The 11338-nt window shown below is 28.9% G+C and carries 14 protein-coding genes; 13 read left to right on the top strand and 1 reads right to left on the bottom strand.

What is annotated here, in order from left to right; translation table 11 throughout:
• Positions 1-18 precede the first annotated feature (18 nt).
• Positions 19-972 (bottom strand): GSCFA domain-containing protein, encoded by a 954-nt coding sequence (locus PG912_RS02105; RefSeq protein ID WP_275688280.1) that lies wholly within the window; start codon positions 970-972, stop codon positions 19-21.
• A 110-nt stretch (positions 973-1082) separates the two neighbouring features.
• On the opposite strand from PG912_RS02105, the gene PG912_RS02110 reads away from it, so the two are divergent.
• The 13 genes from PG912_RS02110 to PG912_RS02170 all read left to right on the top strand — a co-directional run bounded on the left by PG912_RS02110 (position 1083) and on the right by PG912_RS02170 (position 11329).
• Positions 1083-1976, top strand: a complete 894-nt coding sequence (locus PG912_RS02110) for a MerR family transcriptional regulator (protein WP_275688281.1) — start codon at positions 1083-1085, stop codon at positions 1974-1976.
• Positions 1977-2113: 137 nt separating this feature from the next.
• Positions 2114-3580: a phytoene desaturase family protein gene (locus PG912_RS02115; RefSeq protein WP_275689000.1), complete on the top strand. Its 1467-nt coding sequence runs from the start codon at positions 2114-2116 to the stop codon at positions 3578-3580.
• 1 nt (position 3581) lies between these two features.
• Positions 3582-4427: a phytoene/squalene synthase family protein gene (locus tag PG912_RS02120; RefSeq protein WP_275688282.1), complete on the top strand. Its 846-nt coding sequence runs from the start codon at positions 3582-3584 to the stop codon at positions 4425-4427.
• Complete coding sequence (locus PG912_RS02125) at positions 4427-4870, top strand: hypothetical protein (RefSeq protein ID WP_275688283.1); 444 nt, start codon at positions 4427-4429, stop codon at positions 4868-4870. Before PG912_RS02120 ends, PG912_RS02125 begins: the two co-directional genes overlap by 1 nt.
• 44 nt (positions 4871-4914) lie before the next feature.
• Entirely contained in the window at positions 4915-5322 is a 408-nt protein-coding gene (locus PG912_RS02130; protein WP_408648403.1) for a sterol desaturase family protein, read from the top strand.
• Positions 5319-6020: a lycopene cyclase domain-containing protein gene (locus tag PG912_RS02135; RefSeq protein ID WP_275688285.1), complete on the top strand. Its 702-nt coding sequence runs from the start codon at positions 5319-5321 to the stop codon at positions 6018-6020. The genes PG912_RS02130 and PG912_RS02135 overlap by 4 nt, the downstream gene beginning before the upstream one ends.
• Positions 6007-6480, top strand: coding sequence for a TspO/MBR family protein (locus PG912_RS02140; protein ID WP_275688286.1), 474 nt, complete (start codon positions 6007-6009; stop codon positions 6478-6480). Before PG912_RS02135 ends, PG912_RS02140 begins: the two co-directional genes overlap by 14 nt.
• A 51-nt stretch (positions 6481-6531) precedes the next feature.
• A complete protein-coding gene (locus PG912_RS02145; RefSeq protein WP_275688287.1) occupies positions 6532-7137 on the top strand; it encodes a TetR family transcriptional regulator C-terminal domain-containing protein in 606 nt (201 codons plus the stop codon).
• Complete coding sequence (locus PG912_RS02150) at positions 7134-8444, top strand: ABC1 kinase family protein (protein ID WP_275688288.1); 1311 nt, start codon at positions 7134-7136, stop codon at positions 8442-8444. The genes PG912_RS02145 and PG912_RS02150 overlap by 4 nt, the downstream gene beginning before the upstream one ends.
• Positions 8444-9055, top strand: a complete 612-nt coding sequence (locus tag PG912_RS02155; RefSeq protein ID WP_275688289.1) for a flavin reductase family protein — start codon at positions 8444-8446, stop codon at positions 9053-9055. The genes PG912_RS02150 and PG912_RS02155 overlap by 1 nt, the downstream gene beginning before the upstream one ends.
• Positions 9056-10474 (top strand): SDR family oxidoreductase, encoded by a 1419-nt coding sequence (locus PG912_RS02160; RefSeq protein ID WP_275688290.1) that lies wholly within the window; start codon positions 9056-9058, stop codon positions 10472-10474. It begins immediately after the preceding gene.
• A 27-nt stretch (positions 10475-10501) separates the two neighbouring features.
• Positions 10502-10768: a TIGR03643 family protein gene (locus tag PG912_RS02165; RefSeq protein WP_028890311.1), complete on the top strand. Its 267-nt coding sequence runs from the start codon at positions 10502-10504 to the stop codon at positions 10766-10768.
• A 36-nt stretch (positions 10769-10804) separates the two neighbouring features.
• Positions 10805-11329 carry a CIA30 family protein gene (locus PG912_RS02170; protein ID WP_275688291.1) on the top strand — a complete coding sequence of 175 codons (525 nt, stop codon included), beginning with the start codon at positions 10805-10807 and terminating at the stop codon, positions 11327-11329.
• Positions 11330-11338 lie beyond the last annotated feature (9 nt).

Genomic DNA, 11338 nt, shown 5'->3' on the forward strand with positions numbered 1-11338 from the left:
ACATTTTAGTACGGATAATCATAAAAATTTCATAAAAGGAAATGCTTTTTCAAGTGTTTCCTTTTTTTGTTGAAGGTTTTTTAAAAATTTTAAATGCGCTTCAGAAGTAGGATTGAAAGAACGATGTGTTAATCCTTTTTGAATAGTTGCTACATCTTTCATGGTTTGTTGAGTCTCTTCAGAAAGCCAAACTTCAGAAAAACGTTCCCAAATATAATCAATAGCTGTTTTATTCGGGTGAATCATATCTTCTGCATAAAAACGATAATCTCGTAATTCATCCATCATAATTTCATATGAAGGAAAATAATGCGTGTTATTTTGAGGTTCAATAATTTGATGAATCGCCGAAAGTAAATGCGCCTTACTACGTTGATTTTCTATAAAACCATCTTTTAAATGACGAACTGGCGAAACGGTAAAAATGATAGAAACCTTGTTGTTTGTTGTTTTAATTAAGGCGATAATCGCTTCTAAGCTTTCTGTAATTTCTTCGACAGATAAAATTTCTTTTAAAAATTTTTTTTGCGGAATTTTATGACAATTGGCAACAATAGTATCCGTTTCAATATGGCGATATACCCAAGAAGTCCCCAATGTTATTACAATATGAGTCGAGTTTTTTAAATAGTTAAGTGTTGCTGTATTGGCAGTATTTAAATTGTTTGTTATTTCGTTTTTATCCGTAGAACTTAACGAAGAATGTGCTTCAAAATTATGCCAGCGTTCGTTATGAAAAAAAATGTCTTCATCACTATATTTTTTCTGATTGATAGCATTTGTAATTAGTGTTTCAATCGCTTTAGGTTGAAATAAAATACCAAACGGATTTACTGCGGATTGAAATTTGTAATACGCTAATTTATTTCCAATATTTTCTGAAAAACAAGAACCCAATAACAATAGTTTCGAGTTGTAGTTAATTTGATGTAATTGTTGTTTTTTTAAAGGAATTTGAGTGTGAAGAATCATTGATGCAAGATAAAATTCAGTTCAAAAATAAAGATAAAATCGTTAGCAATAATTAGTAAATTTTTTTTGAGATAAAAAAGATATCTTTGTTTAATTAAAAGAGATATAAATTGAACAACATTAAAAATTCTTTTACAATTAAAGATCTTGAAAATGTTTCAGGGGTAAAAGCGCATACTATTCGTATTTGGGAGAAACGGTATGGGTTATTATCGCCAGAAAGAACAGATACTAATATTCGATATTATTCATCAGATAATTTACAGAAATTGTTAAATGTTGTTTTGTTAAATACAAATAACCATAAAATTTCTAAAATAGCTGAAATGTCTAATGAAACGATTATTGTTAAAGCAAGAGAGTTGGCATTTAAAGTGGCTGTTGATGATGAGGCGATTAATTCGTTTAAGCTCTCTATGTTTCAGTTTGATAAAGTTTTGTTTAATAATACTTATAATAAATTGTTAAATAAAAAAACATTTAGAGAGATTTTTAAAGATGTTTTTATTCCTTTTTTAGGACATATAGGTTTATTGTGGCAAACAGATACATTGTTGCCAGCGCACGAGCATTTCATATCTAATTTAATAGCTCAGAAAATTCAAATTAGCACAGAGAGATTAGAGTATTCTGTAATTAATTCAGAAACTACTTATGTTTTATTTTTGCCAGAAAATGAGGTACATGAGCTTGGGTTGATGTATTTAAACTATGAACTTGTTTTAAGGGGGAATTCAACAATCTATCTAGGGCAAAGCTTGCCATTAAGTAATCTTGATTATTTTTTTGAAAGTGATACTAAAATTTGCTTTATAACATCATTAACTGTTCAGCCTTATGATGATAAGATTGTAAGTTATTTTCAGGAAATTAATGATATTATTAAGGGGACAGAACATCAATTAATCGCTGTTGGTAGTAAAACTTTAAAAGTAAAAGAAATTGATTTTGAAGCTGATATTTCTCTATATCCATCAGTAGTATCATTGTTAAAAACATTGTAGTTTTTTTGGTTAATTTTATTTTGTTTACTCTTTTTTTGTTTTTGTTAAACAAAAAATGTAAATTTGATTGACTCAATAGATTTCTTATCTTAATAGAAAATTAATTGAGCAACTAATATTAATTAATAAGGTATCGCATTGAAAAAAAAATATTAATAATAGGTTCAGGTTTTTCTTCTCTTGCGGCAGCGTGTTATTTAGCGAAAGCAGGTAATGAAGTTGTTGTTTTAGAGAAAAATGAAACCGTAGGGGGTAGAGCTAGGCAATTAATAAAAGATGGATTTACTTTTGATATTGGATCTACTTGGTATTGGATGCCAGATGTTTTTGAGAAATTTTTTGCTGATTTTGGAAAAAAACCTTCAGATTATTATGAGTTAGAAAAGTTAACTCCAGCATACCAGGTGTATTTCGATGTTAAAGACTCAATTACAATACCTGGAAGTTTAGAGGAGATATATGAAGTTTTTGAAAGGGAGGAAAAAGGGAGTGCAGCACACTTAAAAACTTTTTTAAAATCAGCAGCATATAATTATGATGTTTCTATAAACGATTTGGTTTATAAACCAGGGGTTTCTCCATTAGAATTAGTAACACCTGTTACTATTGGAAAAATAACACAGTTTTTCTCTACTATAAGAACACAAGTTAGAAAAAAAATAAAAAGTAAGAAATTAATTCAAATTTTAGAGTTTCCTGTTTTATTTTTAGGAGCTAAACCAAGTAATACTCCTGCATTTTACAATTTTATGAACTATGCTGATTTTGGTTTAGGTACATGGCATCCAAAGGGTGGAATGTATAAAGTAATTGAAGCAATGATAACGCTAGCTACTGATTTAGGAGTTGATTTTAAGGTGAACTCAAATGTAGAGGAGGTTGTTGTAAATGAAGTTGGTGAAGCAACAGGAATGGTTGTAAATAAAGAATTTGTTTCTTCAGATATTGTTTTAAGTGGTGCGGATTATCATCATACAGAAACACTATTGCCAAAGAAATATAGGCAGTATTCTGAAAAGTATTGGGATAAAAAAGTATTCGCACCATCATCACTATTATTTTATGTAGGTTTTGATAAAAAATTAGAAAATGTTTGTCATCATACATTATTTTTCGATACTGATTTTGATGTACATGCAAAAACTATTTATGATACCCCTAGTTGGCCTAAAGAACCGTTATTTTATGCAAGCTTCCCCTCTATAACAGATGGTTCTTTTTCGCCAGCGGGTAAAGAAGCTGCAACTTTCTTAATACCATTAGCTCCAGGTATAAATGATACTCCAGAGATTAGGGAAGAATATTTTAATATTATTTTAAACCGACTAGAGAAGTTAACAGGGCAATCTGTTAAAGAACATATCTTATTTAAAGAAAGTTTTTGTGTTAATGATTTTAAGAAAGATTATAACTCATATAAAGGTAATGCGTATGGGTTGGCCAATATTTTAACACAAACTGCCTTTTTAAGACCAAAGATAAAAAGTAAAAAAGTGAAAAAATTATTTTTTACAGGGCAATTAACAGTTCCATATCCAGGGGTTCCACCAGCTTTAATATCTGGTAAAATTGCTTCTGATTTAATTATGAAAAACCACCATTAATATGAAAAAACAACTGTTCGATGAAGTTTCTTACGCTAGTAGTAAGCTTGTAACTAAAAAATATAGTACATCTTTTTCGTTGGCTACAAGAATGCTGGCGCCAAGTATTAGAGGGGCAATTTATAATATTTATGGCTTTGTTCGATTTGCAGATGAAATTGTAGACTCTTTTCACGATTATGATAAAGAAAGTCTTCTAATTGGTTTTGAAAAAGAATATTTTTCAGCAAAAAAGACAGGTATTAGTTTAAACCCTATTATAAATTCATTCATACACACTGTTTTGAAATATGATATTTCAGACGAGATGGTAAAAGCTTTTTTAAAAAGCATGAAAGCTGATTTGTATAAAACTACTTATGAAACAGAAGCGGAGTATAAAGAGTATATTTATGGTTCGGCAGATGTTGTTGGGTTGATGTGTTTAAAGGTTTTTGTTAATGGAAATCAAGAAAAATATGACGAGCTTAAAAATGCAGCGCAACGGTTAGGTTCTGCGTTTCAAAAAGTAAATTTTTTACGCGATTTGAAAGATGATTTTGAAGATTTAAATAGATCGTATTTCCCTAATGTGAATTTTAAAAATTTTGATAAACAATCAAAATTAGCAATTATTAAAGATATTGAGTCAGATTTTGAGTATGCTTTTCAGAATGGAGTTTTAAAATTACCAGTTGAGGCTAAGTTTGGTGTATATATGGCTTACCGATATTATAATAGATTGTTAAAAAAATTAAAAGCCGTACATCATACCGAAATTATGGAAAAAAGAGTGCGTATTTCAAATTCAATGAAGCTAAATTTACTAGCCAGAAGTTATGTAAAGTATAAACTAAATTTAATTTAATGAATTTAAATTTTTTATTACTGTTATGTTTTTTTTTAGTTAATTATCAAGATGTCACCCCAGATTATGTTGTTAAATATCACAGTGTCTTATCTAAAAAAGATGAGTTGAGGTATATTGAAACATATCAAGAAAATAAAAACATAAATATACAAGCATATGTAATTTCACTACAAATGAAACAAGCAAAGTTTAAAACTTTTCCTTGGAGTAAATTAAGTATTTTTAACAAAGAAAAGAAGAGGTTAGATGAGTTGATTAAAACTCATTCTAACAATATTCATTTAAGATATGTTAGATTAGTTATACAAGAAAAAACTCCTAAAATTTTAGGATACAATAAAAAAATACAAGAAGATAAATCATTCTTAAAAATAATGCTTAAAAAGAAAGATAGCTCTGATTATTTAGATAAGTTTATCATTAAAAATACTTCACTATGATTTTGTTTTACTACATGTTAATTACATTAGCTGTGTTTATAATAATGGAAGGAGTTACTTGGTGTACCCATAAATACATAATGCATGGCTTCGGCTGGTTTTTACACGAAGATCATCATCAGCCAGGATATCCACATGTTTTTGAAAAAAATGACGCCTTTTTTGTAGTATTTGCGACGCCCAGTATTATGCTTTTTTATTTTGGAATTAGACCGGAACTAAATTACATGTTCTTCATAGGGTTGGGTATCTTATTATATGGATTAGCCTATTTTTTAGTACATGATGTTTTAATTCATAGACGATTTAAATGGTTTAAAAACACCAATAATCAATACTTAAAAGGATTAAGAAAAGCACACAAAATTCACCATAAACATTTAGGTAAACCAGATGGTGAATGTTTCGGAATGTTATTAGTACCTTTTAAATATTTTAAGAAAAAGCAATGAGTCATTATCTGTACCTCATATTAACTTTAGGTAGTTTAAGTATTCCGTTATTGTATAGTATAATTGAAAAAAAATTCCATTTTATTCAATACTTTAAACAAGCCTTTATAAGTATATTATTGGTTGCAATTCCTTTTTTAATTTGGGACGGATTGTTTACAAAATACGGAGTTTGGGGATTTAATTCAAATTATCATTTATCAATAGAAATTTTTAAAATGCCTATTGAAGAATGGTTGTTTTTCTTTTGTATTCCCTACGCTTGTTTGTTTACTCATGAAGTATTAAAATATTTAGTACCCAAATTCAAATTATCTAAAGGGGCGGCAATAATTATCAGTTTTTTATTGATTCTTACAGCATTAGTTTTATTGATTTTTAATTTTGGAAAACTATATACAACGATAAATTTTATACTCTTTTTAGTATTGCTTTTTTATGCGTTAAAATATCATCTAAAAACATTACAAGAATACTTACCTAGTTTTTTAGTCATCTTAATTCCTTTTTTAATCGTAAACGGAATATTAACCGGAAGTTTTATTGATGAACCAGTTGTTTGGTATAATAATGATGAAAACATGGGGTTTAGATTGTTTACAATTCCGTTTGAAGACGTTTTTTATGCATTTACTATGTTGTTTTCAGCACAATTGATATTCAATTATTTAAAAATCAAAAAGTTTGAAAAAAAATAAATACATACGGTTTTTACTATTCTTAGTAGTTAATTTTTTAGCACTGGGTATAGGAACCTTGTTAATGGAAGATGGCTCTCAAAAAGAGTGGTATCTTTCTTTAAATAAAGCACCATGGACACCACCTGGTTGGGTTTTTGGAGCAGCTTGGACAACAATAATGTTATTGTTTTCATTTTATATGACCAAATTAAGTTTCGAGTATAAATTTTTAGACAAAAAATTACTTTCGCTATTTATAGCTCAGTGGATTTTAAATGTAAGTTGGAATTACTTTTTTTTCAACCAACAATTAACAATTGTCGGATTAGTTTCTATTACATTATTATGGTTTCTAATTGGTTATTTCACCTTTGATCATTTAAAGAAAATAAGAGTTTATACATTACTAATACTTCCGTATTTAATATGGATGACGATCGCAACAAGTTTAAACGCATACATCGTATTTTATAATTAAAATTATGGCAAAAAAAAGAATATTACCCAAGATAAAATAGTAGAACTGTATATGAATTCAGTTTTAATATCTGGAAAACCTTCTTCTATTTATTCATTTGCAGAAGATAATAATTTTAAAGAGTCAGAGTTTTACAAGCATTATTCAAGCTTTGAAAGTTTAGAAAAATCAATTTTCGCAATCTTTGCAAAAGAAACAATTCATTTATTACATAAAACGGAAGCTTATAAAGAGTACTCATCAAAAGATAAGCTATTAAGTTTCTATTTTACTTTTTTCGAATTGTTAACAGCAAACAGATCTTACGTTTTGTTTCAGTTTAAAGATGTGAAATCAAACTTTTCAAAATTATCAGTTTTAAAAAAATTAAGAACTGAGTTTATACATTTTGTAAGTGGTATTAGTTTAGAAAAAATAGATTTTAAGAATGATAAAGTAAACGAAATTCAAGATAAAACAATCTCAGAAGGTTATTGGATCCAGTTATTAATGGTGCTGAAATTTTGGATTGATGATGAGTCATCAAACTTTGAAAAAACAGATGTTTTTATAGAAAAATCTATCAAAGCTAGTTTTGATATTCAGCAAATTGCACCTGTAAAAAGTGTAATTGATTTAGCTAAGTTTTTGTGGAAAGAAAAAGGAGCATCTGTATGAAAAGACTAGACAAAATACCAACATCTAAAATAGAAAGAGCAACCAAACTTGTAACAACAGGGCTTAAGGTTGGTGTGAATTATGCTAAATATTACGGTAATAAAATAAAAAAAACAGAAGAGCAAGCAAGAGAGCAGTTAAATGAAGATAATGCAACTGATATTTACGACGGTTTAAAAGAACTGAAAGGATCGGCATTAAAAGTAGCGCAAATGCTAAGCATGGAAAAAAGCTTGTTGCCAAACGCTTATGTAGAAAAGTTTTCATTATCGCAATTTTCAGTTCCGCCTCTTTCTGATCCTTTAGTTGTAAAAACATTTCAAAAATATTTTAAGAAAACACCTGAAGAGGTTTTTGATACGTTTACAGTAGCATCTGTAAATGCGGCAAGTATCGGTCAAGTGCATAGGGCTACAGTAAACAACAAAACATTGGCAGTTAAAATTCAATACCCAGGTGTTGCGAATAGTATCTCTACCGATTTAGCAATGGTAAAACCAATTGCAATGAAAATGTTTAATATAAAGGGTGAAGGTTCTGATGAGTATTTTAAAGAGGTTGAAAATAAATTATTAGAAGAAACTAATTATATACTAGAATTAGCTCAAAGTAATGAGATAGCAAATGCATGTAATAAGATACCAAACTTAAAATTTCCGAAGTATTACGAAGAATTCTCTTCTGATCGAATTTTAACGATGGATTGGATGGATGGTGTTCATCTTTCTGAGTTTACCCAAAAAGGATTGAATCAAGAAACTTCAAATAAGTTAGGACAAGCATTATGGGATTTTTACATGTACCAATTACATGTCTTAAAAAAAGTACATGCCGACCCGCATCCTGGTAATTTTTTGGTTTCACCAGAAAACGATTTAATTGTTATTGATTTCGGATGTATGAAAGAGGTTCCTCAAAGTTTTTATGTACCATATTTCGAATTAGCAGTGCGAGATAATATCGATAATCCAGCTTTTTTTGAAAGTAAGTTATATGAATTAGAAATTTTAAGAAAGGATGATACTGAGGAAGAAATAATCTTTTTTAAAGAATTGTTTTATGAGATGTTATCTTTATTTACACAGCCGTTTCAACAAGAAGAATTTGATTTTTCTGATGAAAATTTCTTCGGTAAAATAGCAGCGTTAGGCGAGAAATATTCTAAAAGTACAGAGTTGAAAAAAATGAATGGAAATAGAGGTTCAAAGCATTTTATTTACATTAACAGAACCTTTTTTGGATTGTATAATTTAATGCACGATTTAAAAGCTACAAATATTAAAATTAATAATTATAAAAATATATAATGCATTTATCTAGAGAGGCAATAGATGAGATGGAGCATCTATATAAAATAAACTTAATGAACAGTATTTCGGGTTATAAATCAGCAAACCTTATTGCTACAGAATCTGAGGATGGAGTAACAAACTTGGCTATTTTTAGCTCAGTCGTTCATTATGGTTCTAGTCCTGCAATTTTAGGATTTGTACTACGTCCTACCACAGTAGCACGTAATACCTATGACAATATAAAGAAAACAAGTTTTTACACTGTAAATGCAGTTTGTGAAGGTATAATTGAAGATGCGCACCATACTTCTGCAAAATATGAATCGGGGATATCAGAATTTAATAAAACTGATTTAACACCAGAGTACAAAAATAGCTTTCACGCTCCTTACGTAACAGAATCACCTTTGCAAATAGGAATGAAATTTCTAGAAGAATATCATATAAAAGCAAACGGAACTATTTTGGTTTTAGGAGAAGTAACCGACTTGTATTTTAAAGATTCAATGCTTTCAGAAGATGGTTTTTTAAATCTATCAAAAGAGAAAATTGCAGCAGTAAATGGTTTAGATACCTATATGGTTGCAGAGAAATATAAACGATTATCATATCAAAGACCAAAATAAATGAAAATTCTAATCACAGGAACCACAGGTTATATAGCTAAAAGATTGGTGTTAAAATTGCAAGAAGCAGGACATCAATTGGTGTGTTGTGTACGTGATTTAAATCGAGTTCCTGATGAAATAGAATATAAAAAAAACATTGAGTTTATAAAAGTAGATTTTTTAAACACGGAGGATGTTGTTTTTCCTTCAGATATAGATGTTGCCTATTATTTAATTCATTCAATGGCAACTGATGCTATTAATTTTGAAGATTTAGAACAACGTTGCGCTAAAAATTTTAAAAACTTAGTTGAAAAAACGAATTGTAAGCAAGTTGTATATTTAAGTGGTATTGTTAATGATAGTTCTTTGTCTAAACACTTAGCTTCTCGTTTTCAAGTTGAACAGAACTTGCAATCAAAAAAATACGCACTTACAACATTTAGAGCTGGTATTATTGTAGGTAGTGGTAGTGCATCTTTTGAAATTATTAGAGATATTGTAGAGAAATTACCATTAATGGTTACTCCAAAATGGTTAAATACTAAATCACAACCTATTGCTATTAGAGATGTGTTAGCCTTTTTAGAACGAGCAGTTGGAAACAAAGAATTATATAATAAGTCTTTTGATATTTGTGGAACAGAAATACTTACTTACAAGCAAATGCTTTTGCAATTTGCAGAAGTAAGAGGCTTTAAAAGATACATTTTTACATTACCGTTGTTAACTCCAAAATTATCATCGTATTGGTTGTATTTCGTTACATCAACATCATTTAATCTGGCACAAGCATTAGTGGATAGTATGAAGGTTGAAGTAATTGCTAAAGCTAGTAATATTAATCAGCTTTTAGATGTACAGCCTATTTGTTATAAAGATGCGGTAAAGTTAGCATTTCAAAGAATAGAACAAAACGCTGTTGTATCAAGTTGGAAAGATGCAATTAGTAGCGGTACTTTTAAAGACCAATTGTCTGATCATATTCAAATACCGCAGTATGGTTGTTTTAAAGACATTCGTTCTGTAAAAATCACAGATGAAGACTTTACAATAAATAAAATTTGGTCTATAGGAGGTAAAAACGGATGGTATAGTTTTAATGGTTTATGGAAAATAAGAGGCTACGTAGATAAAATATTTGGAGGAGTAGGTTTGCGTAGAGGAAGAACACATGATACAAATTTAGAAGCAGGTGACCCATTAGATTTTTGGCGTGTATTATTAGCTGATAAGAAAGAAAAACGATTGTTGTTATTTGCCGAAATGAAGTTACCAGGTGAGGCTTGGTTAGAATTTAAGATTGTAAAAGATAAACTATACCAAAGAGCCGTGTTTAGACCTAAAGGTGTCTTAGGGCGTTTGTATTGGTATTCAGTTTTACCTTTTCATGCCTTTGTTTTTAAAGGAATGATAAATGCTTTAATCAATAAATAAAAGCGAGCTTATTAATTTTTCAATATTATGACTTATAGAGATTTAGATAGAATAATAGAAATGGCTTGGGAAGATCGAACCACTTTTGATGCTATAAAGTTTCAATTTGGACTAAAAGAACAACAAGTAATTGAATTAATGCGCAAAGAATTAAAGCTCTCTAGTTTTAAATTATGGAGAGCAAGAGTCCAAGGCAGAAGTACGAAGCACCAAGCAAAACGAGAATTCGAAAAAGGAAGATTTAAGTGTACAAGGCAACAAAGTATAAGTAATAATAAAATTTCTAAACGATAAAAAATTTAAGAGACTACTAATAAAAACACATAGCAAATGAAATGGTTGGTAATACTTAGTGTTTTTTTATGTATGAATGATGAAATTATAATTTTTGATAAAAATAGTAGTAACCAAAGTTGGTACATAACTAATGATGACGTTATGGGAGGAATATCTAACTCTTTAATGAAGCTTGATGAAGAAAAAAAGATGATTTTTTCTGGTAATGTTTCTTTAGATAATAACGGTGGGTTTGCAATGACTCGATTACCTCTAAATATTAATTTTAATACAGATAAAACTAAAGTTGTTCTCAAGCTAAAAGGAGACGGTAAAAAATATCAGTTTAGAATTAAAGCTAAAAATAATCAACGCTTTTGGTACATCCAATCTTTTCAAACATCAAAAAGTACAGAAGAAATAGAGTTGCCATTAAATAAATTTTATGCTTCTTTTAGAGGTTATAAATTAAATGTTGATAATTTCTCGGCAACTACAATAACCGAAATAGCAATTCTGATAGGGAATAAAAAGAATGAAAAATTTAAACTAGAAATAGAAAGAATAACACTTAAATAAATGAAAACA

This window comes from Tenacibaculum retecalamus (assembly GCF_027941755.1).
GTDB classification, from domain to species: domain Bacteria; phylum Bacteroidota; class Bacteroidia; order Flavobacteriales; family Flavobacteriaceae; genus Polaribacter; species Polaribacter haliotis_B.

Coding starts and splice junctions, on each gene's coding strand:
- PG912_RS02105 (WP_275688280.1), bottom strand. CDS start 972: ATGATTCTTCACACTCAAATTCCTTTAAAAAAACAACAATTACATCAA.
- PG912_RS02120 (WP_275688282.1), top strand. CDS start 3,582: ATGAAAAAACAACTGTTCGATGAAGTTTCTTACGCTAGTAGTAAGCTT.
- PG912_RS02125 (WP_275688283.1), top strand. CDS start 4,427: ATGAATTTAAATTTTTTATTACTGTTATGTTTTTTTTTAGTTAATTAT.
- PG912_RS02130 (WP_408648403.1), top strand. CDS start 4,915: ATGGAAGGAGTTACTTGGTGTACCCATAAATACATAATGCATGGCTTC.
- PG912_RS02135 (WP_275688285.1), top strand. CDS start 5,319: ATGAGTCATTATCTGTACCTCATATTAACTTTAGGTAGTTTAAGTATT.
- PG912_RS02145 (WP_275688287.1), top strand. CDS start 6,532: ATGAATTCAGTTTTAATATCTGGAAAACCTTCTTCTATTTATTCATTT.
- PG912_RS02150 (WP_275688288.1), top strand. CDS start 7,134: ATGAAAAGACTAGACAAAATACCAACATCTAAAATAGAAAGAGCAACC.
- PG912_RS02155 (WP_275688289.1), top strand. CDS start 8,444: ATGCATTTATCTAGAGAGGCAATAGATGAGATGGAGCATCTATATAAA.
- PG912_RS02160 (WP_275688290.1), top strand. CDS start 9,056: ATGAAAATTCTAATCACAGGAACCACAGGTTATATAGCTAAAAGATTG.
- PG912_RS02165 (WP_028890311.1), top strand. CDS start 10,502: ATGACTTATAGAGATTTAGATAGAATAATAGAAATGGCTTGGGAAGAT.
- PG912_RS02170 (WP_275688291.1), top strand. CDS start 10,805: ATGAAATGGTTGGTAATACTTAGTGTTTTTTTATGTATGAATGATGAA.